Origin of the sequence: Ensifer sp. YR511 (genome assembly GCF_900103045.1) — a bacterium.
GTDB lineage: Bacteria > Pseudomonadota > Alphaproteobacteria > Rhizobiales > Rhizobiaceae > Ensifer > Ensifer adhaerens.
Map to the genome: position 1 here is coordinate 29297 of NZ_FNGR01000009.1, position 22984 is coordinate 52280.

Below are 22984 nucleotides of genomic sequence, written 5' to 3' on the forward strand. Positions count from 1 at the left end.
GCCTTACAAGAATCTTTTCTGACAAAAATCGTCCGGTGACGTCAGGAGAACGCGCTCCCCACACTCTTAGTCAGCAGTGGCGGCGCTGTACCTGGTTCGAGGTGGCCCGCCCGGAGTTGGAGTAGGGGATCTCGGATGAGAATTTTGCAGGGTCGTGGATCGCGACGCCGGTCTTTTGCATGCTTGGCGCTCGCCAGTGTTTCTTTCATCGCCTGCGCGAGCGCAGTGCAGGCGCAGGCGACGGCGGCACCGTCCGCGATCACGGCGTCCAAAGCGATCTCCGTTCCCGCGGGCTCCCTTGAAACGGGCATTCTCAAGCTCGGCCGGCAGGCCGACCTGCGCCTGCTCTATCCGAGCGCGCTCACCAGCGGCAAGGTGACCAAGGGCGTTGAAGGCAGGCTCGCGACCGAGGCGGCGGTTGCGCAACTGCTCGACGGGACCGGGCTTCGCTTCCGCATCGTTAGCGCAACGACCGTGCAGATCTTCGATCCGGCGGACGCGACGATCACCACCGGCGCCGTCGTCAGGGATGGCGCAACGCAACTGGAAAAGATCACCGCGACCGGCGAGCGGACCGGCGCCGAAGGCATCGTCGAGACTGACGGCTACGTGGCGAAATCCGCAAGGATCGCCACCAAGACCGATACGCCGGTCATGCAGACGCCGCAGTCGATGTCGGTGATCAGCCAGAAACAGTTGCAGGACCTGAAGCCCCAGAACCTGATGGAAGCGCTGAATTATACGCCCGGCGCCCGCGTCGGCCAGTACGGCGCCGAGCCGCGCTTCGACGCCTTCAAGGTACGCGGCATCGACCTGACGCTGACCGGCATCTTCCGCGACGGCATGCGCCAGATCGCAAGCCCCAACGGCCTGTTCCGGCTGGAGCCCTATGGCGTCGAGGCAATCGCCACGTTGCGCGGCCCGGCCGCCTCCATCTACGGCGCCAGCTCGTCTGGCGGTATCGTCGATATCGTCTCGAAACGCCCGACCAGCGACCCGCTGCGCGAGGTTGAGGTGCAATACGGTTCCTTCGGTCGCGTGCAGGGCGCCTTTGACGTTTCCGGACCGCTCGACGACGAAGGCACCATGCTCTACCGCATGACCGGTCTTGCGCGCGACGGCCGCACCGAGATCGAGGCGGTGAAGGACGACCGCCTGTTCATCGCGCCCGCTTTCACCTGGCAGCCGGACGAGGGCACCAAGTTCACGCTGCTTGGCGAGTACATGGATTCGACCACCGGCGGCACCTGGGGCTACCTCAACCGCTACGGGCCGGACGGCAAGTCGATCGGCGCGATCCCGACCTATGGCGGCGACGCCCGCTTCAACGATTTCACCCAGAAGCAGGCGCGCATCGGCTACGAGCTGGAGCATGAGCTCACAGACAGCGTCACGCTCTTCCACAAGCTGCGCTACTCCGACATTTCGACGCGGCAGGAATGGGTGTTCGCCAAGTATCCGGGCCTGACCGTCGAGGACAACAGCGGCCTTGCCAGCGACACCTATCTGAAGTTCGACTTCGACACGGGTGCCGCTGCGCACCAGCTGATCGCCGGCATCGACTACAGCTACATGAAGTACACCTCGCAGCAGGGCAGCGGGCCGGATCTCTTCACCGACGACTTCACCTATGTGCCGAAGCTGACTTCGACCCAGAAGCAGTCGCAAAGCGGCATCGGCATCTACATCCAGGACCAGATCGAGTATGAGGCCTGGCGCCTGACGGCGGGCCTGCGCCACGACTGGGTGGACAACAAATATTCCGTCGACGGAAGGCGCTTCAACCGCGACGACAGCGAGACGACCGCGCGCGCCGCCCTTGGCTACGTGCTGCCGAACGGCATGATGCCCTATGTCAGCTACGGGACGGCCTTCGTTTCCAACCCGGGCGTGATCCTCAATCTAGGCGGCACCGATACGCCGGCGATGCCGACGCTCGGCAAGCAATGGGAGGCGGGCGTCAAGTACGAGATCCCCGGCCAGAACGCGACGATTACGGCCGCGGTCTTCAACATCGACCAGGAAAACGCCACCGTCTACGAGACGTCATCGGGTCTCAACCTCCTGCGCCAGCTCGATCTGAAGTCACGCGGCTTCGAGCTCGAGGGCACGGCCTCGCTCGACAACGGCTGGAACTTCATCGCGTCCTATTCCTACAACGACGTCGAAATCACCAAGCTGACGTCGGAAACGCTCGGCAACCAGCTGAACTCCTCGCCCTACCACATGTTCTCGCTGTGGGCGGATTACGAGGTCCAGTCAGGGCTGCTCGAAGGGCTCGGGGTCGGCGCTGGCGTGCGCTATGTCGGCTCGAGCTTCGGCGACAACGTCCACACGCCGGTTCTCAACAACCCGGCGCGCACATTTGTCGATGCTTCGGTGCGCTACGATCTTGGCGCTGCCAATCCGAACTTCGAGGGCGTGCGGCTTCAGCTCAATGCGACCAACCTCTTCGACGAAGTCGAGCAGCTTTGCACAACGGGCTTCTGCTACTTCGACGAAGGCCGCAAGGTGGTCGCCAGCCTGCGCTACCGCTTCTGATGGCGTCGGAAAAGGCAGTCCAGCCAAGGCCGTCGCCCGCCGCGATCTTCTTCGCGGTCGGTGGGCTCTATGTCGCGCAGAGCGTGATCGGCGGGCTGACGATGCTCGGCCTGCCGGCGGTCTTGCGGACGCAAGGCCTCCCGCTCGACCAGATCGGCCTCGTCTATCTGACGGTGCTGCCCTGGGCGCTGAAGTTCCTCTGGTCGCCGCAGGTGGAGCGTTTCCGCCTGCCGGTGGTCGGTCGCAACCGCTCGGCGGTCATCATTGTCGTCGGCGGCACGCTGTCGGCGCTGATGCTGGCGGTTCTCGGGTTCATCGGCCCGGAGCGGCTCTTCCCCGTTCTCGCCTGCCTCGTGTTCATCGCGCTCTTCACCTCGACCGTCGACATCGCCTGCGACGGTTTTGCGGTCGAGACGCTCGCCGAAGAGCATCACGGTTGGGGCAATGCCGCCCAGGTCGGCGGCTCCTATGTCGGCTCGGCGATCGGTGCCGGCCTGTTCCTCGTGCTCGTCGATCGGCTCGGCTGGGCCCCGGCGGTGTGGATCATGGCCGCCGTCGTGCTGGGGCTCGGTCTGCCTTTCCTGCTCGGGCCCGGTTCGCGCCCGACGAACGAGGCGCGCAGCCACACTCCGTCGCTCAAGGCTGCGCTCGCCCGGCCGGAGGTGCGCAAAGGCCTTCTGCTCGCAGCGATCTATGTGTCCGCGCAGAAATGGGGCCTTGCCATGCTCGGCCCTTTCCTGATCGACTACGGGTTCGACCTCGCCTCTGTCGGTATGCTCAATGGTGTCGGCAGCATGCTCGTCGGCTTCGGTGGGGCCTTGTTCGGCGGTCTGCTCGTGCGCCTGTGCGGTGCCGGTGCCGTGCTGATCGGCGCGCTGCTCCTGCAGGTGACGATGCTGGTCGCGTTCGCCTATGTCGGCGCCTCCGGCGATGTCTCGCGACCGCTGGTGATGACGCTTGCGGTCGCCAGTTCCTCCGGCGTCATGGCGATCGGCTTCGTCGCGCTCTATGCACAGTTCATGGGCTGGGCCGATCCGCGCCAGGCGGGCGTCGATTTCACTCTGTTCCAATGCATGGACAGCCTTGTCAGCATGGCCGGGGGCTTGGGCGCCGGCTGGATCGCCGAACGGTTCGGCTATTCCGCCTTCTTTATTTGCGCGGCAGGGGTTTCAACGGTTGCGGTGCCGTTGCTGGCGTTCCTCGTGCGGCCGCCGATGCGGGCCGACGCGCAGCGCGCCTTGCCCTGACGCCGGCGCTCCCTGATGTACACGGGCAAGGGACCGGTTAGGGCGCGGATGCACGTGCTGGCCGGTTGCGGAACTGTCGGCGATAGCTGGCTGGCGAGATGGAGAGGGCGCGGGTGAAATGCTGGCGGAAGGAGACGGTGGAGCCAAAACCCGCCATCTCCGCTACGTGATCAACCGAACAGGAGCCGGTCTCCAGCAGGCGCTGCGCCACCGCCAACCGCTGCGCCAGAAGCCATTGCGTGAACGTCGTTCCCGTCTTCTTGCGGAAGTGCCGGGTGAAGCTGCGGAGACTCATGCCGGCGTGATCGGCCAGCCGTTCGAGCGACAGTGGCTCGTCGAGATGTTCGATCGCCCAGGTAATCGTCGCTGAGAGCGGGTCGCCGCTGCCGGGGGCAGGGAGCGGCGCTTCGATATATTGCGCCTGGTCGCCGTGACGATGAGGTGCGACGACCAGCCGGCGGGCGATGCGGTTGGCAATCTCGGCGCCGTGGTCGTTGCGCACGATGTGCAGGCAGCAGTCGATCGCCGCGGCCGTTCCGGCGGACGTCAGGATATCGCCCTCGTCGAGATAGAGCGCGTTCCGGTTCAGCGCGACCTGCGGGTAGGCGCGCTCGAATTCGTCCGCCCAGGCCCAGTGCGTCGAGGCCGCCCGGCCGTCGAGCAGCCCGGCTTCGGCGAGCACGAAGGTGCCGAGGCAGAGGCCGACGAGCCGGGCGCCACGCGCGTGGGCGTCGCGCAGGGCCCCAAGCAGGCTTTCCGACGGACGGCTGCCCGCATCGTTCCAGGCCGGCACGATGATCGTGTCCGCTTCCGTCAGGCTCGCGAGATCGTGCTCCACCTCGATGCTGAAACCGGACATGGTGCGAACGGTACCGGTCTTTTCTCCGGCAACCACAAGCCGGTAACGTGGCGCGCCGAGCTTCAACAGGTCGTCGCCGAAGACGATGCAGGGCACCGAGAGGTGAAAGGGGCTGATGCCCTCGAAGGCGACGATGGCGACGGTATGCATGTGCTGGCCGATACTCAAGCAATGAAGTTGGCCGGAACCTATCACATATTGTCATTCAGGCCACTTTCGTGATGAGGCCGCTTTGACGATCTTCGCGGGTGTCGAAACGCGAAAGGATCCTCCGATGACACAACACCCGACCATCCGTACGATTGCCGGTGCCGCTGCCCCCGCCAGCCTCGATCCCAGGAAGACGGCGCTGCTGGCGATCGACTTCCAGAACGAATATTTTGGCGGCCGCATGCCGATCCCCGATGGCGAAAAGGCGCTCGCCAATGCCAAGCGGTTGATACAGCGCGCCGATTCCGATGGGATGAAGGTCTATCACGTCAAGCATGTCACGCCGGCTGGCAGCCCGGTGTTTGCCGAGGACAGCGAGACTTCGGCGTTTCACCGGGACATTCAGCCCGCCGCCAACCATTCGGTGGTGCGCAAATCCTCCGTCAGCGTCTTTGCCAGCACGGATCTCGGCACCCAGTTGAGGCAGGCTGGCGTCGATACGCTCGTCATGTCAGGGCTGATGACCCATGCCTGCGTTGCCGGTGCAGCGCGCGATGCCGTGCCGCTCGGCTTCAACGTCATCGTCGCTTCGGATGCCTGCGCCACACGCGATCTCGATACGGGGGAAGGTGACGTCGTTCCGCATGCGCTGCTGCATCGCGCATCGTTGGCGACGATCGATGACACCTTCGGCGATATCCTGACGACCGATCAGGTGCTGGCGCTGGCGCGCCGGTCCTGATTGAGCAGCCCAACCGGGCCTGTCTGGAGCGCGCTCTTCTGAGACGTCGCATTCGGACAGAACGGGTCGCCCGACCTTGCTAGGCGGAACCGCGCAGCATGATCTCGGCGCTCAAGAGAATGCGCTCGTCCTCGGGGAAGGCGCCGCCGTCGTCGGTGGTTTCCCCGAGCTTGAACAAAAGCAGTTCGATCGCCAGACGACCGATCTCGTTGTAGTTCTGCGCCACCGTCGTCAGCGGCGGGCAGGTGTAGCGCGACAGCGGATGGTCGTCGTGGCCGGCGACGCGCAGATCCGCATCGGCATCGCGTCCGACCTTGAGACCCGACTGGAAGGCGGCGGCAATGACGCCGAAGGCGACGCGGTCGTTGGCGCAAAGCACCGTCCTGGTTGGAAAGCCGCCGGAGCCGAGGATGCGCAGCGTCTCGTCGAAGCCGAATTTTTCGAAATCCCAGGCGGCATTCGGCGTGGTTTCGACCAGTGCCGGCTCCATCTTCAGCTGCTGCATCGCTTCCAGATAGGCGTCGCGCCGGGCCATCGCGTTGTTGTTGACCGGCGGCATGCCGAAGTAGCAGGGCGGGCTGCCGGAGCGGCAAAGATAGTCGACCATCAGACGGAAGCTCTGGCGGTTGTCGGTGCCGACGAAGGACGAGCTGTCGTCGAGTGGCGAGTCCACATAGATCAGCGGAATGCTGGCGCCGAGCGCCGTCAGCGTCCGGTGATGCGACTGCACGCCGAGCGGCGCGATGATGGCGCCGGCGACGTTCATCGCCTTGAAGGTCTCGATCGCCCGCTCTTCCATTTCCGGCCGCCCGTCGGAGGAGAGCACGAAGGCAAGGAACCCTGCCTGGTTGGCGATGTGTTCGATCCGGCGCGTCAGCGCCATGTAGAAAGGGTCGGTCGAGTTCGGGACGATGACGCCGAGGATGTTGGTGCGGCGGCGGTTCAGGTTGACGGCGAAGATGTTCGGGCGAAAACCCGACTGCTTGATCGCAGCCTCTATGGCATCGCGGGTCTTCTTGCGGACCGAGCCTGGATCATTGAAGTATTTCGAGACCGTCGGGCGCGACAGGCCGACGAACTCCGAAAAATCCTCCATGGTCTTGATCTGTCTGTCCACGGTCGCTGTGCCCCATATTGTTTTGATTTCGTTTATAGGTTCATTTCGAGGGGATAGGCAGTACCGGCTCGCAAATATTCACCGAACAGAGGGCCGGGCGCTAAGCGCGGCAGGCCCTGAAGTAATCCTCGAGAACCCGATCGACGGCAGCAAGTGCCAGCGGTTTTGCTTGAGCCGCGACTTCACCGTCGCGCACGCGCTCGTAATTGCCGGGGAGATACTGGCTGATCAGCGTTTCCGCGATGACGACGCCGTCAAGCAGTGCCAGAAGTTCTTCGACGGCTGCCGCGACCTTCGGATGCGGCCAGTAATAGCGGATGCGGTCGCTATAGGAGAAGTGCCGCTGCAGCCGCTGGGCCTCCGCCGAGCCGTGGTAATACTTGCCCCAGTTGCCCGGCTCCTCGCGCATCACTTCCTCGGTGACGGCCGCCAGCGTCTGCTTGCGCGCCTCGGGGAAAAGGAAGGCGGCGATCTGGTCGAGGCCGTAGAGTGCCTCGCGCAAAGCGAAGGTCAGGCCCGGGCCGACCTTGAGAATGGCAAAGCCGTCGGAAACGAGATCGCGCAGCGCCTCTGGTGTCTGGTAGTCGGTCGAATGCGCTTCGAAGACGACGCCGTCGAGCTGTTTCAGGCTGGCGCTAAGCTTCGCCGCCTTCGCCCGGTCATAGGCGATCACGTTCTCGTTGCCGAACTCGACGCCCGGCTGGACCACCGCGCCGACGACACGTCCGAAGGCGTCGGCAGCGCCGGCCTTTTCAAACGCCTGGCGATGAATGGAGACGGTCTCGACCGCCGCCTCGGGTGCGGTGACTTCCAGCGTGTCGAGCTCTTCCAGTGCGCCGCCCGGAACCGGCACTTCGGTGCCGATGATGTAGACGGGAGCGGTGTGGTTTTCGCCGCGAATAGCGGCTTCGGCGGCAGCCGCCAGCCGCGCGGCGCGCTCCGCCGTCACCGCGTCGGGCAGAGCCACCGGCTCGCCGGCGCAGCCCATGCTGGTATCGAGATGCAGCTTGGTGAAGCCGGCCTGCGCATAGGCCTTGATCATCGTCTCGGCCTTGTCCATCGCTACATCCGCCGGCAGGTGCTTCCACGGGTTCGGGCCCAGATGGTCACCGCCGAGAATGATCTTGTCCTTCGGGAAGGCGACACGATCGGCGATCCCGTCGACGAAGCGGGTGAAATCGGCGGGCGTCATGCCGGTATAGCCGCCGTCCTGGTTGACCTGGTTGCAGGTCGCCTCGATCAAAAGCGCGGCATCTTCCTTCAGCGCCCGCAGCATGGCGGCTTCGATCACCAGCGGGTGGGCCGAGCAGACGGAGGGTATGCCGCGCGGGCCGGGGCGTTCGGACCAGCGGGCGATGTCGATCAGAAGGTTCTGTTGCATGGCGGTCAGCCCTTTTTCGCGGTGATGAAGGTTTCGAGATCGGCGCGCGTCGATGCGCCTTCCATCGGGCCGGAAATCATGACGGCGCGCGCGCCCGAGGCATTGGCGAATTCCAGTGCTTCAGCGGGCTTGGCTCCGTTCAGCCAGAAGGTGACGAAGGTCGCGCCGAAGCAGTCGCCGGCGCCGGTCGGGTCGATCTCCTCGACCGCAAAACCCGGATGCGAGAGCGTCGTTTCACGATCGAAATAGCTGGCGCCTTCGGCGCCGCGCTTGACGACGACGACCTTGATGCCGGTGGCGAGCAGTTCGGCAACGGCTTCCGCTTCGGTCTTTGCCTGCGTGAACAGGAAGAGTTCCTGTCCGCTCGGCAGGAAGACGTCGGTCTTGGCGAGCACCGCCTGCAGCGCCTCGCGCATGCCGGGGCTGTCGAGGATTTCCGGCCGCAGGTTCGGGTCGAAGGAGACGGTGCCGCCGGCTGATTTGATGATCTCGATTGCGGCGATGATGCTCTCGACCACGCTTGGGGCGTAGAGCGATGAGCCCATCACGTGCAGGTGGCTGCAGGTTCCGACCAGCGCCCGGGTCGCCTCGTCGAGCCGGATCGTGCCGCAGGCACTGTGGCGGATGTTGAAGACGAAGGCGCGGCTGCCGTCGGCGCGGTAGCGCACGAAGGCGCTGCCGGTGGTGCCGAGCGGATCGACCGCGATACCCGAGATGTCGACGCCATCGGCCTTCAGCCGATCAAGGTTGACGTGGCCGAAATCGTCGTTGCCGACGCGCGAGATCATTGCCGCTGCCTGGCCGAGCTTGCCGACCTGGTCGATGAAGATCGCCGGCGCACCCGAGGGGTAGGGGCCGATCAAAGGGGTCGCCTGGCGAAAGCCGTCGCCCTTTTCGGTGGCGATGATCTCCACGAGAATTTCGCCGATCGTCAGTATCTTGTGCATGGGTATGTTCTCTTCGGAAAGATCAGCGCTTTGCCTGCTTGGCGCGTACGTCGAGCCAGACGGCGATCAGGATCACCAGGCCCTTGACGATGAGCTGGTAGAAGTAGGGGACCGACAGCATGTTCATGCCGTTGTTCATGACGCCGATGATGAGCGCGCCGATCAGCGTGCCGACCATGGTGCCGACGCCGCCGGCAAGCGAGGTGCCGCCGAGGACTGCCGCCGCGATCGCGTCGAGCTCGTAGCTCATGCCGGCATTGGTCTGGGCGGAGAACAGGCGGGAGGAGAGAAGCACGCCGCTGATCGCCGCCATCACGCCCGAGATCATGAAGATGGTGATCTTCAGCCGGTCGACCTTGATGCCGGAGTAGACCGCTGCCTCGCGATTGCCGCCGGTGAGGTAGGCGCGGCGGCCGAAGCTCGTCTTGCTCAAAAGGATGTGGTTGACGAGGAAGAGCACGGCGACGACCCAGATGATGATCGGCAGGCCGAGGAAGCTTTCGGTACCGATGGCGGTCCAGGTCGAGTTCTCGATCATCGCCGGCGCGCCGTTGGTCGGCAGGCTGACCATGCCGCGGTAGATGCCCATGGTCGCGACGGTGACGATGAAGGATGGCAGCAGCAGCTTTGCCGTCAGTACGCCGTTCAGCATGCCCATCAGGGCGCCGGCAAGAAGCGTGATGGCGAGCGCCGGCGCGAAGCCGAGGCCGAAGGCGAAACATTGCGCGCCGACCATGCCCGCAACCGCAATGATCGAGCCGACCGAAAGGTCGATCTCACCAAGCAGGATCACCCAGGTCATGCCGAAGGCGGCGATCGCCACCACGGCCACCTGCTGCAGGATGTTCATGAAGTTGACGACCGACATGAAGCGCGGGTTGAAGAAGGAGAAGATGACGCAGAGCATCACCAACGACAAAAGGATGCCGCCATACTGTTTCAGGGCGCGCAGGAAGGCGGCCTGGAGTTCGGATTGCTGTGTCATGATTTGAATCCCGTTGCGTGCGCCATGATCGTTTCCGGGTTGAGTTCGGCGCCGGAAAGCGTTGCGCCGATGACGCCCTCGTGCATGACGACGACGCGGTCGCTCATTCCCAGCACTTCCGGCAGCTCGGAGGAGATCAGCAGGATCGCCGTTCCCTCGGCCGCCAGCTGGCGGATGATCTTGTAGATTTCGAACTTGGCGCCGACATCGACGCCGCGAGTGGGCTCGTCGAGGATCAGCACCTTGGGCCGGGTCAGCAGCCACTTGGCGAGCACGATCTTCTGCTGGTTGCCGCCGCTGAGCGAACCCGAGGACGTGTCGAGCGAATGGGTCTTGATCGCCAGCCGGCCGACTTCCTGGGCTGCCGCCGTGCGTTCGGCGCGGCTGCGGGTGAAGCCGAGCGGGCCGGTGAAATCGGAGAGCGCCGCCATCGAGATGTTCCAGCCGACGCTGTGGCTGAGGACCAGGCCCTCTTCCTTGCGGTTTTCGGTGACGAAGCCGATGCCGCGGGCAATCGCTTCTGCCGGCGAGCGGAAGCGGACCGGTTTCCCCTCGAAGCGCACAGTTCCGGTCGCAGCCTTCATGCCGAAGAGCGCGTTCATCACCTCGGAGCGGCCGGAGCCGACGAGGCCGAAGAAGCCGAGGATTTCACCGGGCCGGATGTCGAAGGAGATGTTCTCGAACTCGCCGTCGCGGGTGAGGCCGTCGACGGAGAGAACCGGCGTGGCATCCGGCTTCTGCTCGTGTGCCGCTGGCGGATAAATTTCGTCCATGCGGCGGCCGACCATCAGCGCGATCAGCGCTTCGATGGTGACGTCGTCGTGATCATGGGTGGAGACATATTCACCGTCGCGGATGACCGTGATGTCGTCGCTGAGCCGCATGATCTCTTCCATGCGGTGCGAGATGTAGATGACGGCGACGCCACGGCTCTTCAGCCGCGCGATGATGTCGAAGAGGATCTCGGCTTCGCTGTCGCTGAGCGACGACGTCGGCTCGTCGAGAATGACGACTTTGGCCTCGTGGCTTAAGCCCTTGGCGATCTCTACCAGCTGGCGCTGGGCGATCGAGAGATTGCCGACCTTCTCGCTGACATCGATCGGCAGGCCGAGATCGGCGACGATCGCGCGGGCCCTGACGACCAGTTCCTTGTCGTTGATGAAGCCGAAGCGGCGTGGCTCGCGGGTGGCGAGAATGTTTTCGGCCACCGTCAGATTGCTGCAGAGGCTGAGTTCCTGGAAGACGATGGCAAGACCGAGTGCGGCGGCATCCTGCGGATTGCGCGGCTGGTAGGGGCGCCCATCGAGGGCGATTTCCCCCGAGGTCGCCTCGTGAACCCCTGCGAGGATCTTCATCAGCGTCGATTTGCCGGCGCCGTTTTCGCCGAGCAGCGTGTGCACCCGGCCGCGGCGAACCTTGAGGCGCATGCCCTTCAGCGCCGCGACCTGGCCGAAGGATTTGGTGACGTTGTCGATTTCGAGAATGGTATCGCTGGTCGAACCAAACATGGCGGCCTCCTTCAGGTCAGCCGAGAGCAGCGCCTCCGGCCAGACGACGGAAACGGACCCTGATGGGTTGCCGCCGCCCCTGAGGTGAGGCGGCGGCTGTCCTGGGAGGACTTACTTCGCGGTGTAGACGCCGGGGACGATCGGCTGTTCGGCCGGCACGGTCTCGCCGGCGGCAACCTTGGCGGCGGTGTCGACCGCCTGCTTGCCCATCTGGTCCGGGAACTGTTGGATGACGCCGACCATGACAGGGTTCGTGTCGACGGCGTCGCGCGCTTCCTTCATGCCGTCGAAGCCGATGACCTTGACCTGGGATTCGAGACCCGCAGCCTTGACCGCAACGGCAGCGGCAAGGGCGGCATCGTCGCCGAAGCCGAAGATGCCGGTGATATCAGGATTGGCCTGCAGCATGTTCTGGGCGGCGGCCAATGCTTCGGCGCGGGTGATGCCGGTCTGGATCGCGACGATTTCCATGTCCGGATGCTTGGCGATCGCTTCCTTGAAGCCGTTGACACGGTTTACCACCGACTGGACCGTCGGATAGTCGATGACGGCGACCTTGCCCTTGTTGTCGAGAACCTTGGCCATCAGCTCGCCGGCCTTGACGCCGCCGGTGAAGTTGTCGGTGCCGATATGCGAGGTGACGGTCGCGCCATTTGCCGGAACGTCGACGGTGATCACCTTGATGCCGGCCTTCTCGGCTTTTTCGATCGCAGCGCGCACGCCCTGGCTGTCGACCGGCGAGATGACGATGACGTCGACGCCCTTGACGATGAAGTCTTCGACATCGGCGAGCTGCTTGTTCAGATCCTGGTTGGCGATCGAGACCTCGAGCTTGACGTTCTTGGCTTCAGCCTCGGCTTTCATCGCGTCGGCGAGCTCGATGTAGAACGGGTGCTGCTGGGTCAGAAGCGACGCGCCTATGCCGTCGGCAAAAGCCGAGGAGGCAAGGAGCGACAGCGCCGTGCCGGCGACGAGAGATTTCAGAATGCGGGACATGTTCATGGTTTCCTCCCTGGAAACGGCGCGGGCCTTCTTGTGTCTCAGCCAAGCTGGCGAGGCCCTCCCGCCGCAGTCTTGGTGAGGCCGTAAAAATCATAAAAGTTTTCGCGCGTCAACTTTTAAAAATACACGAACAAAATATTTGGAGCGCAGTGTGGAAATTTCTACGTTGCAGCGGTCGTCCTTTCAGTCCTTTTGCGGGTGGCTTGTCTTTCCGGAGCCTTGCGCCAGATTTCATGACAAACGGCAAAGGAGACGAGCCATGGCTGAGACCGGCAAGACGGCGTTGGTCCGCATTCTTGGGCGGGTGCAAGGCGTCAGCTTCAGGGTCTGGACGCGTGACGAGGCGCGCAAGCTCGGTCTGGTGGGATGGGTTCGAAACGAGGCGGACGGGTCGGTGGCCGCCTTGATCAGCGGCCCGGAGGACGCGGTCACCCTCATGCTCGAGCGCCTGCATGACGGGCCGCCGGCGGCATGGGTTTCGAAGGTCGTTGCCGAATTTGTCGAGCCGCCCGGGCACATCGGTGACTTTCGCATCACCAAATAGGCCGGGATTGGTTTTTAGCGCCGGTTGGCGTTAGGCTGCCGAAACCGTTGACGGCCGGCCATAGGCGCGCAGGAACGTCTTCACCGCCCTGCGGGCGCTGATCTCCAGCTCTGCTTCGCTCGGCGTTTCACCGAAGAGCCCACCCATCTGCAGGTCGGCCTTGATCAGTGCGATGAACTGGCGCGCCGCGAGGTCGAAATCGTCGATGTCGAGCGGTGCGATGTGGGCAAGGCGCGCAAACAGCGCCGCCAGCGCCCGATCGGTCTTGCCCGGTCCCTGCTCCCGCCAGAACTGGAAGAGATGCGGATAGCGGTTGCCCTCGGTCGAGATCAGCTTCTGGATGAACTTGGCGTCCTGGTTGCAATTGCAGTTCTTGTTGAGGCGCACAGCAAATTCGGCCAGGTCTTCCTCGAGGTTATCGCCGTTTTCAGGAAAGGTCGCGAGGATGGAGAAAAGCACGCCGTTCACGCGATCCATGATGTCCTGGATCACCGCCATGAACAGCGTCTCTTTCTCGCGGTAGTGATTGTAGATGGTCTGACGCGAGACACCGGCCTCAATGGCGATTTCGTCGATGCTGGCGCCGGAAAAGCCTTCCCGACAGAAAACATCGGCCGCGGCCTCCAGGATCGAGAGGCGTTTCGCGAATTGCCCTTTCTGGGGGCGAGCGTCAGACGAGGCCAAATCAAATTTCTTCATGGACCGAAGATAGGCGCCATTGACGATTTAGACAATGCTGTCTAATTTGACACGTATGTCCAAATTAATGGACGGAATAGTCAGCGCAGGATGCGTATCCCCAACGTTCGATCCTGGCACGACGATGTCTTTGAGTTTCAATCCGGGCGGCAGCGATTTCGGCGCCGCGATTTCTGAAAGTTCATTGCCATGACAACGTCCTTCCTCCGCACGGCGATCGTGCTCGGCCTGATCTCGGCGATCGGCCCCTTTGCAATCGACATGTATCTGCCGGCCTTGCCGTCGATCGGCAAGGACCTGACGGCCGAAAACGGCGTGGTGCAGTTCAGCCTGCTGGCGTTCTTCATCTCCTTTGCCATCTCGCAGCTTGTCTATGGCCCCCTCTCCGATATTTGGGGCCGCAAGGCTCCGCTCTATCTCGGCATCGGCCTCTTCACCGTCGCCAGCATCGGCTGCGCGCTTTCGACCGACATCGAAACCCTGATCGCCTTCCGCTTCCTGCAAGGGATCGGCGGTGCCGCCGGCATGGTCATTCCGCGCGCCGTGGTGCGCGACATGCACACGGGCGTCCAGGCTGCGCGGCTGATGTCGATGCTGATGCTGGTCTTCAGCATTTCGCCGATCCTGGCGCCGCTTGCCGGCAGCGCCGTCATCGGCTTCTACGGTTGGCGCGGCGTGTTCTATGCGGTGACCATCGCCGCCTTCATCGGCCTGATCCTGCTGTCGACGCAATTGCAGGAAACCCGGCCGAAGAAGGATCGCGCCGACAGCAGTATCGCAAGTGCGCTTGCCGCCTATCGCCTGCTTCTCTCCGACCGCAATTTCCTGACGCTCACCTTCATCGGCGGCCTCGGCATTTCCGGGTTCCTGGTCTATCTCGCCAATTCGCCCTTCGTGCTGATCGACCATTATGGGCTGACGCCGACTGAGTACAGCATCGCCTTTTCGATCAATGCCGTGTCGTTCTTCGCTGTGTCGCAGGCGACCGGCTGGCTCGGCGAGCGCTTCGGTCTGGTGCGGGTCATGCATCTTGCCGTCGGCGCGTTCGCGCTGACCATGGTCACGATGTTTATCGTCATGAGCCTCGGCTTCAACCAGTTGCCTGTCATGGCCGCGTTCCTCTTCGTCGGCTATGGCGTGCTCGGCCTGGTTATCCCGACCTCGGCGGTGCTGGCGCTTGAAGACCACGGCGAGATCGCCGGCACGGCCTCGGCACTGATGGGTACGCTGCACTTCGTCACCGCCGCCGTCGCCATGGTGGTTGCGACTATCTTCTTCGACGGAACGGCCCTGCCGATGGCCGGCGCGATCGCCGCTTGCGCCCTTGCCGCCTTCCTGCTGACGCAAGCAACGATCGGCCGCAGCCGGGTGGTCGCGGCAGAGTAGGCGCTGCTATTGCTGAACAAAGGCCGGCGAGGGCGTCCTCGCCGGCCTTTTGTTGTCAGGTATGACCGAATGGACCGTCCTTAAAAATTCCAGTCCTCGTCCTCGGTCGCCACAGCCTTGCCGATAACGTAGGACGAACCGGAACCGGAGAAGAAGTCGTGGTTCTCGTCGGCATTCGGCGAAAGCGCCGAGAGAATGGCCGGGTTGACCTTGCAGGCTTCCGCCGGAAACAGCGCCTCGTAGCCGAGGTTCATCAGCGCCTTGTTGGCGTTGTAGTGCAGGAACTTCTTCACGTCTTCGGTCAGGCCGACGCCGTCATAGAGCGCCTCGGTGTATTTCGCTTCGTTGTCGTAGAGTTCGAGCAGCAAGTCGAAGGCGAAATCCTTGATCTCCTGGCGGCGTTCCTCGCTCAAACGCTCCAGCGCGCGCTGGAACTTGTAGCCGATGTAATAGCCGTGCACCGCCTCGTCGCGAATGATCAGCCGGATCATGTCGGCTGTGTTGGTGAGCTTGGCGCGGCTCGACCAGTACATCGGCAGATAGAAGCCGGAATAGAACAGAAAGCTTTCGAGAAAGACGCTCGCGACCTTCTTCTTCAGGGGATCGCCGGAGGCATACTCCGCCATGATCAGCGCCGACTTCTTCTGCAGGAACTCGTTCTCTTCCGACCAGCGATACGCGTCATCGACATCGGGTGTCAGGCAGAGCGTCGAGAAGATCGAGGAATAGGAGCGGGCATGCACCGCCTCCATGAAGGAGATGTTGGAAAGCACCGCCTCCTCATGTGGGGTGGCCGCATCTTCCATCAGTCGGACGGCGCCAACGCCGTTCTGGATCGTGTCGAGCAAGGTGAGGCCGGTGAAGACGCGGATGGTGAGTGTCTGCTCCTCCGGCTTCAGCGTTGCCCAGGAGGGAATGTCGTTGGAAAGCGGCACCTTCTCCGGCAGCCAGAAATTGCCGGTCAGACGGTTCCAGACCTCCAGATCCTTGTCGTCTTCGATGCGGTTCCAGTTGATGGCGCGGATGCGGCTTGCGGGTTTGGTGTGCATGTTCATGTCGTTGAACCTTTGTGATCGTGTATGCCTCATCGCGCGGTGAGGGGGTGCCCCTCATCCGCCTGCCGGCACCTTCTCTCCTCTTGCGGGGAGAGGGCTAGGGTGAGGGGCCGTTACTGGAATGCGAGGTTACAGCGCGCAGGAAACGCAGCCCTGGACCTGCGTACCCTCGAGCGCCATCTGCCGAAGGCGGATGTAGTAGATGGTCTTGATGCCCCTCTTCCAGGCATGGATCTGAGCACGGTTGATGTCGCGGGTCGTTGCCGTGTCGCGAAAGAACAGGGTCAGCGACAGGCCCTGGTCGACGTGCTGGGTGGCGGCCGCATAGGTGTCGATGATCTTCTCCGGCCCGATCTCGTAGGCGTCCTGGTAATATTCGAGATTGTCGTTGGTCATGAAGGCGGCCGGATAGTAGACGCGGCCGATCTTGCCTTCCTTGCGGATCTCGATCTTCGAGACGATCGGGTGGATCGAGGACGTGGAGTGGTTGATGTAGGAGATCGAACCGGTCGGCGGCACGGCCTGGAGGTTCTGGTTGTAAAGGCCGCCTTCCATCACTGCCCGTTTCAGCTCCAGCCAGTCCTCCTGAGTCGGGATCGAGATGCCGGCTTCCTCGAACAGGCCCTTCACCTTTTCGGTCGCCGGCAGCCATTCGGCTTCGGTGTATTTGTCGAAGTACTCGCCCGACGCATACTTCGAGTTTTCGAAGCCCTTGAAGCTCACGCCCCTCTCGACCGCTAGCCGATTGGATGCCCGGATGGCATGAAAGGTTACCGTGTAGAAATAGATGTTGGTGAAATCGATGCCTTCCTCCGAGCCATAATAGATGCGCTCGCGGGCGAGATAGCCGTGCAGGTTCATCTGCCCGAGGCCGATCGCGTGGCTGTCGTCGTTGCCCTTTTCGATCGAGGGCACGGACGAGATGTGGCTCATTTCGGAGACGGCGGTGAGGGCGCGGATCGAGGTTTCGATCGTCTGGCCAAAATCCGGGCTGTCCATGGCAGCGGCAATGTTCAGCGAACCGAGATTGCAGGAGATATCCTTGCCCATGTGCTTGTAGGAGAGGTCGTCGTTGAACGCGCTCGCTTCGCTCACCTGCAGGATTTCCGAGCAGAGATTGCTCATGGTGATGCGCCCGGCGATCGGGTTTGCCCGGTTCACCGTGTCCTCGAACATGATGTAGGGATAACCGCTCTCGAACTGGATCTCGGCGATGATCTGGAAGAAGTCGCGCGCCTTGATCTTGCGCTTGCGGATGCGGGCATCCTCGACCATCTCGCGGTACTTCTCGGTCACCGAAATCTCGGTGAGGGGCACGCCATAGACCTGCTCCACGTCATAGGGTGAGAACAGATACATGTCCTCGTTGTTGCGGGCGAGCTCGAAGGTGATGTCGGGGATGACGACGCCGAGCGACAGCGTCTTGATGCGGATCTTCTCGTCGGCGTTTTCGCGCTTGGTATCGAGGAAGCGCATGATGTCGGGGTGGTGGGCGTGCAGGTAGACAGCACCGGCTCCCTGGCGCGCGCCGAGTTGGTTGGCGTAAGAGAAACTGTCTTCGAGCAGCTTCATGACCGGGATGACGCCGGATGACTGGTTCTCGATCTGCTTGATCGGCGCGCCCATCTCGCGGATGTTGGTGAGCGACAGCGCCACGCCGCCACCGCGCTTGGAAAGCTGCAGCGCCGAATTGATGGCGCGGCCGATACTCTCCATGTTGTCCTCGATCCGGAGCAGAAAGCAGGAGACGAGCTCGCCGCGGCTCTTCTTGCCGGCGTTGAGGAAAGTCGGCGTTGCCGGCTGGAAGCGGCCGGAGATGATCTCGTCGACGAGATCGCGGGCAAGCCCCTCGTTGCCGCGCGCCAAGGCCATCGCCACCATGCAGACACGGTCTTCGTAGCGTTCCAGGTAGCGCTTTCCGTCGAAGGTCTTCAGCGTATAGGACGTGTAGTATTTGAACGCCCCGAGGAAGGTCGGAAAGCGGAACTTCTTTGAATAGGCATGATCGTAGAGATCGCGCACGAAGTTGAAGGAATACTGGTCCAGCACTTCCTGCTCGTAATAGCCCTCGGTCACCAGATAATCGAGTTTTTCCCGGAGGTTATGGAAGAACACCGTGTTCTGGTTGACGTGCTGGAGGAAGTACTGTTTCGCCGCCTGCCGGTCCTTGTCGAGCTGGATCCGTCCCTCTTCGTCATAGAGGTTCAGCATTGCGTTCAGCGCATGATAGTCGAGCGCTGCTTCCGTCGCCTTCAAGGGGCGTTCGAGTGTCGTGACGTCCAAAATCGTTCCATCCCGTTTTTGACATTGGCGACGTCCTCGTCGGTCCCGAGCAGCTCGAACCGGTAGAGATAGGGTACCCGGCACTTGGCCGAAATCACGTCGCCGGCGATCCCGTAGGTCGCGCCGAAATTGCTGTTGCCCGCTGCGATCACGCCGCGGATGTGAGAGCGGTTGCCCGCGTCGTTCAAGAAGCGGATGACCTGCTTCGGCACCGCCCCGCGGCCATCGTCGCCGCAATAGGTCGGCACGATCAGCACATAGGGCTCTGCGACCGTAAGTGCGTCCATACTTTCCCTGAGCGGTATGCGGGCGGCGCGAAGGCCGAGCTTTTCGACGAAGCGATGGGTGTTTTCCGAGCGACTGGAAAAATAGACGATCAGGCCCATCGCCCGCGTCCTTCAGGAAAGCGCGCTGATCATGTCCGGGCGGAAACCCGCCCAATGCCGCTCGCCGGCGACGACGACCGGGACCTGCCGATAGCCAAGACCCTGCACCAGCGCGAATGCATCGGAATCCTCGGAGATATCGACGATGCGATAATCGATGCCTTGGCGGTCGAGCGCACGGGTTGTGGCGGTGCATTGGACGCAGGCTGGTTTGCTGTAGACGGTGATCGACATGGGTTCCTCGTGAGGGTCTGGCAAATGGGCGCAAAAAGTCGTCGGATCGCGCGAACGCGAACCGTGGTGTTGGCGATTGGACACGAAACATCGCTCCCCGGTCGACTCGACCGGAGTTGACGTCGTCAAGCTGGCCCAAGGTCGGTTTCGCAACCGGGCCGGCTCGTTTTGGTCGGGCGCTCAGGAATTCCGCGGATGCGGGTTTTCAAGGCGCGGCCTTTCGATCAGGCGCGCAACAATGCGCACCCGTCCGCAGAAGGTGGATCTGAACTGGAAGAAACTGGCATGACTTCACCCCGAAGCTTTCGACGGGCTGCCGGGGAGACGTCGAGACGATCGGGCAGGCTCATCCTGCCACGCACTCAACCCCTCCGGACACCCCGCCCGTGGACGTTTGGTGATCGAGGCAGGTCTCCTGGCTTACGGGTCAAAGCTTCCATCCCGACCTTCCCGAGGCCTCATGCCTCAGTGGTCCAAATCCGGACAGTCGCTCGCCGTCTACAGTTGCGGGGGCAGCTACGGCATAGCCTCAGCGGAAACCCGCCGGCGCACCGTATTCCCGTCTTAGCTCCCAATCCTTGCGAATCGGAAGAACCTCGAACACTAGATATAGTAGTTCATCGCAAATCTGCGTCAATAGGTTCCGTATGTGGAAGGCGGGGGTAGGAGGGTGGTTTCTTTTGCAGTGTGGATAACGGGGAGTAAACAGCCGGTTGGCACCAAGGTTGTGGATAGGGCGCCCCTGGTGCGGACGCCCCATTCCATCAAGCAGCGAAAGCGGCCACGGGCCGGTTGTCCTCGTCGACGGCGACCATAGCGAACGTTCCGGTAACAGTCCGCTGTCGCAGACCGGTGAGGAGCTCTTCCGACCAGAGTTCGACCTCGACGGTGGCTGAACTGCGACCCGTCCGCACAATGCGGGCGATGGGTTCGATGATCGAACCGATCATGATCCGGTGCTTGAAGTCCATACCGGTGCAGGAGGCAAGGACGGTCGCCCGGCGGCTCCGGCGCGTCGCGACGACGAATGCGGCCTTCGTCATATGCGCGAGGGCGTTGCCACCGCATATGGCGCCGAAGCTGTTGGCCTGGCCGGGAAAGACGATGTCGACCATGCGTAGGGTGCCCGCCTCTTCGGGCGTGTCCGTTGCCACATCGAGCGGCGGCAGCATCCAATCCGTTTCATCGGCACGGGGCATCGCGACCATGGTGAAGGTGCCCCTGCTGCAAAGGGCGCGGCTGCCGGTGGCGATGTCTTCCGCGATCATCTCGACCTCGACCACCATCGAGCGGCGCCCGACACGAACCGGACGGCCGCTGAAGCAGACGATCTGACCTATGCGCGCAGGCGCACGAAAATCGATGCGGTCGCAGGATGCGGTGACGAAGGGAACGCGCCCGTGACGAGTGGCGACGATGAAAGCGATCCGGTCCATCGACGCGAGGGCGGCGCCACCAAAGAGCGTGCCATGATGATTGGTATCGCCTGGAAAAACGATGTCGATCAGGGTTTGTGGCGCCGGGGTTTCCCCCGGCGCCGTCGTGACTTCGTGTTGCCCCGTCATGCTTTGACGGCTTCGCGCGTATCGGCGGCAAAAGCCGCTCGAAGCGAGCGGGCGGCGGCGACCATGTTAACGAGCGCCGGCCGCGTCTCTTCCCAGCGCCTGGTCTTCAGTCCGCAATCGGGATTGACCCAGATCTGGTCCGGCGTGAGGCCCTCGGTCGCTTTTTCGATGAGATGCACCATTTCCTCGACGCCGGGCACGCGTGGCGAATGGATATCGTAGACGCCCGGGCCGATCTCGTTCGGATAGGCCTTGTCGGCGAAGGCGCCGAGCAGTTCCATTTTCGATCGCGACGTCTCGATCGACATGACGTCGGCGTCCATCGCCGCGATTGCGGCCATGATGTCGTTGAACTCGGAGTAGCACATATGGGTGTGGATTTGGGTCGCATCGCCCACCCCGGCTGCACTGAGACGGAAGCACTCCACCGCCCAGTCGAGATAGGCCTTGCGATCGGCATTTCGCAGCGGCAGGCCTTCGCGCAGTGCTGGTTCGTCGATCTGGATGATGGCGATGCCGGCGGCCTCGAGATCCGAGACTTCATCGCGCAGTGCTAGTGCGATCTGCCGGCACACCACGGAACGTGGCAGGTCGTCACGAACGAAGGACCATAGCAGCATGGTGACCGGACCTGTCAGCATGCCCTTGACCGGGCGATCGGTCAGCGACTGCGCGAAGGTCGCCCACTCGACCGTCATCGGGTTTGGTCGCGAAACGTCGCCGAAGATAACAGGCGGACGCACGCAGCGCGATCCGTAGCTCTGCACCCAGCCGCTCTGGGTGAAGGCGTAGCCCGAGAGCTGCTCGCCAAAATATTGCACCATGTCGTTGCGCTCGAACTCGCCGTGAACGAGTACGTCGATGCCGACCTCTTCCTGCCAGCGCACCGCCACTTCGGTCTCTCGGCGAAGATAGGCGGTGTAGTCGACATAGCTGAGTTCGCCCTTCGCATGCAGTGAACGGGCCTGCCGAACCTCCGATGTCTGTGGGAAGGATCCGATCGTCGTTGTCGGGAAGAGCGGCAATGACAGCTTCTTCGCCTGCAGTGCCCGGCGGCCCGCGAACGGGGATTGCCGCTTGCTGTCCGCATCCGTCAGCGCTTTCAAGCGCCCGGCGACCAGAGGATCATGGATCCTGAGTGAGGTGAGCCTCGCCTGGGCGGACGCGATCGAGGCGGCGAAAACGTGCTCGGAAATGGCAAGCCCCGGCTCGAAGGCGCTGGCAAGCAGGCTGAGTTCGTCGAGTTTCTGCGTACCGAAGGCGAGCCAGGAGGAAAGTTCCGGGTCGAGCGCACGCTCCAGCTCGAGATCGATAGGCACGTGCAGGAGTGAGCACGAAGGTGCGAGCTCGATGCGGTCGCGGCCGTGGGCCGAAATCAGAGGCTGCAGCCGGCGGAACAGGCCGGCCAGATCGGTCCGCCAGATGTTGCGGCCGTCGATGATCCCGAGCGATAGGACCCGGTCCGCCGGAGCCGATTGGATGAGCGTGTCGATCTGCTGCGGCGCGCGCACGAGATCGACATGCAGTCCATCGACCGGCAGCGCCAATGCCGTTGCCGTGTTGTCGCCGATCGAGCCGAAATAGGTCGCCAGCATGATCTTGAGTCCGGGCACGTCGGTGTCGAACGTGCGATAGGCGAGGTCGAGAGCGCGACGATCCTTGTCCGCGAGATCGAGCGCCAGGCAAGGCTCGTCGATCTGGACCCAATCGGCGCCGGCGTCAGCAAGCTCCGCCAGGACCCTCACGTAAACGGGCAGGAGCCGTTCGATCAGATCGACCGGATCGAAGTCGCCGCCCTTCGATTTGCCGAGCTTCAGCAGTGTCACCGGGCCGATGAGCACCGGGCGTGTGCGATAGCCGAGGGCCTGAGCTTCCTGGAAGGCTTCCAGCGGCCGATTGTGGGTGAGCTCGAAGCGCTGATCCCTGTCGAACTCGGGCACCATGTAGTGATAGTTGGTGTCGAACCACTTTGTCATTTCGAGCGCGGGAGTGCCGCTGCTGCTTCCCGAATGGGTGCAGCCGGCGGCGCAGGGCGTTCCGGCCGAGCCGCGCGCCATGGCAAAATAGGTGTCGAGATCGACCGGGCCGCCCGTCCAGCCATAGGCCGGCGGGATTGCGCCGACAAGCACGGCGGTATCGAGCACGTGGTCGTAGAAGGAGAAGTCGTTGGAGGGGATGATGTCGATGCCGCGCGTTTTCTGCGCGGCCCAGTTTTCAGCGCGGAGCTTGGCTCCGGTATCGAGAAGTTCGCCGCGGCTGGCCTTTCCGGCCCAATAGCGTTCGAGCGCGAATTTCAATTCGCGACGGCGGCCGATGCGCGGGAAACCGAGATTGGCAGTCTTGATGGTCATTT

19 protein-coding genes and 1 riboswitch are annotated in these 22984 nt (G+C 63.0%); of the genes, 5 read left to right on the plus strand and 14 right to left on the minus strand.

The features are described from left to right. The first annotated feature begins 183 nt into the window (after positions 1-183). Entirely contained in the window at positions 184-2541 is a 2358-nt protein-coding gene (locus BLU15_RS17325) for a TonB-dependent siderophore receptor (protein ID WP_234883259.1), read from the plus strand. Next, complete coding sequence (locus BLU15_RS17330) at positions 2541-3788, plus strand: MFS transporter (RefSeq protein WP_127889793.1); 1248 nt, start codon at positions 2541-2543, stop codon at positions 3786-3788. The genes BLU15_RS17325 and BLU15_RS17330 overlap by 1 nt, the downstream gene beginning before the upstream one ends. A gap of 37 nt (positions 3789-3825) precedes the next feature. Here the strand turns inward: BLU15_RS17330 and BLU15_RS17335 are convergent, their stop codons facing one another. Continuing rightward, on the minus strand, positions 3826-4797 hold the full coding sequence (locus BLU15_RS17335) for a GlxA family transcriptional regulator (protein ID WP_090296744.1): 972 nt from the start codon (positions 4795-4797) through the stop codon (positions 3826-3828). Positions 4798-4921: 124 nt separating this feature from the next. On the opposite strand from BLU15_RS17335, the gene BLU15_RS17340 reads away from it, so the two are divergent. Continuing rightward, complete coding sequence (locus tag BLU15_RS17340) at positions 4922-5539, plus strand: isochorismatase family protein (protein ID WP_060581082.1); 618 nt, start codon at positions 4922-4924, stop codon at positions 5537-5539. Between the two features lie 79 nt (positions 5540-5618). On the opposite strand, the gene BLU15_RS17345 is transcribed toward BLU15_RS17340, so the two are convergent. The 6 genes from BLU15_RS17345 to BLU15_RS17370 all read right to left on the minus strand — a co-directional run bounded on the left by BLU15_RS17345 (position 5619) and on the right by BLU15_RS17370 (position 12479). After that, positions 5619-6635 carry a LacI family DNA-binding transcriptional regulator gene (locus BLU15_RS17345; protein ID WP_176960306.1) on the minus strand — a complete coding sequence of 339 codons (1017 nt, stop codon included), beginning with the start codon at positions 6633-6635 and terminating at the stop codon, positions 5619-5621. Between the two features lie 121 nt (positions 6636-6756). After that, positions 6757-8037, minus strand: coding sequence for a D-tagatose-bisphosphate aldolase, class II, non-catalytic subunit (locus tag BLU15_RS17350; protein ID WP_090296749.1), 1281 nt, complete (start codon positions 8035-8037; stop codon positions 6757-6759). 5 nt (positions 8038-8042) lie between these two features. Beyond that, positions 8043-8984 (minus strand): tagatose kinase, encoded by a 942-nt coding sequence (locus BLU15_RS17355; protein WP_090296752.1) that lies wholly within the window; start codon positions 8982-8984, stop codon positions 8043-8045. Positions 8985-9006: 22 nt separating this feature from the next. After that, a complete protein-coding gene (locus BLU15_RS17360) occupies positions 9007-9969 on the minus strand; it encodes an ABC transporter permease (protein ID WP_090296754.1) in 963 nt (320 codons plus the stop codon). Beyond that, positions 9966-11477 carry a sugar ABC transporter ATP-binding protein gene (locus BLU15_RS17365; RefSeq protein WP_090296757.1) on the minus strand — a complete coding sequence of 504 codons (1512 nt, stop codon included), beginning with the start codon at positions 11475-11477 and terminating at the stop codon, positions 9966-9968. Before BLU15_RS17365 ends, BLU15_RS17360 begins: the two co-directional genes overlap by 4 nt. 111 nt (positions 11478-11588) lie before the next feature. Further along, the gene (locus BLU15_RS17370; RefSeq protein ID WP_090296758.1) at positions 11589-12479 is read right to left on the minus strand and encodes a substrate-binding domain-containing protein; all 891 of its coding nucleotides are present in this window, start codon (positions 12477-12479) and stop codon (positions 11589-11591) included. Positions 12480-12738: 259 nt separating this feature from the next. On the opposite strand from BLU15_RS17370, the gene BLU15_RS17375 reads away from it, so the two are divergent. Next, positions 12739-13023, plus strand: a complete 285-nt coding sequence (locus tag BLU15_RS17375; RefSeq protein WP_060530400.1) for an acylphosphatase — start codon at positions 12739-12741, stop codon at positions 13021-13023. Positions 13024-13053: 30 nt separating this feature from the next. Here the strand turns inward: BLU15_RS17375 and BLU15_RS17380 are convergent, their stop codons facing one another. Continuing rightward, positions 13054-13722, minus strand: a complete 669-nt coding sequence (locus tag BLU15_RS17380; protein WP_060581057.1) for a TetR/AcrR family transcriptional regulator — start codon at positions 13720-13722, stop codon at positions 13054-13056. A gap of 189 nt (positions 13723-13911) precedes the next feature. On the opposite strand from BLU15_RS17380, the gene BLU15_RS17385 reads away from it, so the two are divergent. Next, complete coding sequence (locus BLU15_RS17385; RefSeq protein ID WP_060521947.1) at positions 13912-15108, plus strand: multidrug effflux MFS transporter; 1197 nt, start codon at positions 13912-13914, stop codon at positions 15106-15108. Between the two features lie 80 nt (positions 15109-15188). Here the strand turns inward: BLU15_RS17385 and nrdF are convergent, their stop codons facing one another. From nrdF to metE, 6 genes are all read right to left on the minus strand, one after another. Continuing rightward, positions 15189-16163, minus strand: a complete 975-nt coding sequence (gene nrdF / locus BLU15_RS17390) for a class 1b ribonucleoside-diphosphate reductase subunit beta (RefSeq protein WP_090296761.1) — start codon at positions 16161-16163, stop codon at positions 15189-15191. Positions 16164-16292: 129 nt separating this feature from the next. After that, the gene (gene nrdE / locus BLU15_RS17395) at positions 16293-18446 is read right to left on the minus strand and encodes a class 1b ribonucleoside-diphosphate reductase subunit alpha (RefSeq protein WP_090296762.1); all 2154 of its coding nucleotides are present in this window, start codon (positions 18444-18446) and stop codon (positions 16293-16295) included. Further along, positions 18416-18832, minus strand: a complete 417-nt coding sequence (nrdI, locus tag BLU15_RS17400) for a class Ib ribonucleoside-diphosphate reductase assembly flavoprotein NrdI (protein ID WP_060644618.1) — start codon at positions 18830-18832, stop codon at positions 18416-18418. Before nrdI ends, nrdE begins: the two co-directional genes overlap by 31 nt. A gap of 12 nt (positions 18833-18844) precedes the next feature. Continuing rightward, entirely contained in the window at positions 18845-19066 is a 222-nt protein-coding gene (gene nrdH / locus BLU15_RS17405; RefSeq protein WP_034805557.1) for a glutaredoxin-like protein NrdH, read from the minus strand. Positions 19067-19453: 387 nt separating this feature from the next. Next, positions 19454-19680, minus strand: a riboswitch (cobalamin riboswitch). A 150-nt stretch (positions 19681-19830) separates the two neighbouring features. Next, positions 19831-20631: an acyl-CoA thioesterase gene (locus BLU15_RS17410; protein WP_090296764.1), complete on the minus strand. Its 801-nt coding sequence runs from the start codon at positions 20629-20631 to the stop codon at positions 19831-19833. Then, positions 20628-22982 carry a 5-methyltetrahydropteroyltriglutamate--homocysteine S-methyltransferase gene (gene metE / locus BLU15_RS17415; RefSeq protein ID WP_090296765.1) on the minus strand — a complete coding sequence of 785 codons (2355 nt, stop codon included), beginning with the start codon at positions 22980-22982 and terminating at the stop codon, positions 20628-20630. The genes BLU15_RS17410 and metE overlap by 4 nt, the downstream gene beginning before the upstream one ends. Positions 22983-22984: the final 2 nt, after the last annotated feature.

Excerpts from the sequence above, each read along its gene's own strand:
- BLU15_RS17330 (WP_127889793.1), top strand. The coding sequence starts at position 2,541 with ATGGCGTCGGAAAAGGCAGTCCAGCCAAGGCCGTCGCCCGCCGCGATC.
- BLU15_RS17335 (WP_090296744.1), bottom strand. The coding sequence starts at position 4,797 with ATGCATACCGTCGCCATCGTCGCCTTCGAGGGCATCAGCCCCTTTCAC.
- BLU15_RS17340 (WP_060581082.1), top strand. The coding sequence starts at position 4,922 with ATGACACAACACCCGACCATCCGTACGATTGCCGGTGCCGCTGCCCCC.
- BLU15_RS17345 (WP_176960306.1), bottom strand. The coding sequence starts at position 6,635 with ATGGAGGATTTTTCGGAGTTCGTCGGCCTGTCGCGCCCGACGGTCTCG.
- BLU15_RS17350 (WP_090296749.1), bottom strand. The coding sequence starts at position 8,037 with ATGCAACAGAACCTTCTGATCGACATCGCCCGCTGGTCCGAACGCCCC.
- BLU15_RS17355 (WP_090296752.1), bottom strand. The coding sequence starts at position 8,984 with ATGCACAAGATACTGACGATCGGCGAAATTCTCGTGGAGATCATCGCC.
- BLU15_RS17360 (WP_090296754.1), bottom strand. The coding sequence starts at position 9,969 with ATGACACAGCAATCCGAACTCCAGGCCGCCTTCCTGCGCGCCCTGAAA.
- BLU15_RS17365 (WP_090296757.1), bottom strand. The coding sequence starts at position 11,477 with ATGTTTGGTTCGACCAGCGATACCATTCTCGAAATCGACAACGTCACC.
- BLU15_RS17370 (WP_090296758.1), bottom strand. The coding sequence starts at position 12,479 with ATGAACATGTCCCGCATTCTGAAATCTCTCGTCGCCGGCACGGCGCTG.
- BLU15_RS17375 (WP_060530400.1), top strand. The coding sequence starts at position 12,739 with ATGGCTGAGACCGGCAAGACGGCGTTGGTCCGCATTCTTGGGCGGGTG.
- BLU15_RS17380 (WP_060581057.1), bottom strand. The coding sequence starts at position 13,722 with ATGAAGAAATTTGATTTGGCCTCGTCTGACGCTCGCCCCCAGAAAGGG.
- BLU15_RS17385 (WP_060521947.1), top strand. The coding sequence starts at position 13,912 with ATGACAACGTCCTTCCTCCGCACGGCGATCGTGCTCGGCCTGATCTCG.
- nrdF (WP_090296761.1), bottom strand. The coding sequence starts at position 16,163 with ATGAACATGCACACCAAACCCGCAAGCCGCATCCGCGCCATCAACTGG.
- nrdI (WP_060644618.1), bottom strand. The coding sequence starts at position 18,832 with ATGGGCCTGATCGTCTATTTTTCCAGTCGCTCGGAAAACACCCATCGC.
- nrdH (WP_034805557.1), bottom strand. The coding sequence starts at position 19,066 with ATGTCGATCACCGTCTACAGCAAACCAGCCTGCGTCCAATGCACCGCC.
- BLU15_RS17410 (WP_090296764.1), bottom strand. The coding sequence starts at position 20,631 with ATGACGGGGCAACACGAAGTCACGACGGCGCCGGGGGAAACCCCGGCG.
- metE (WP_090296765.1), bottom strand. The coding sequence starts at position 22,982 with ATGACCATCAAGACTGCCAATCTCGGTTTCCCGCGCATCGGCCGCCGT.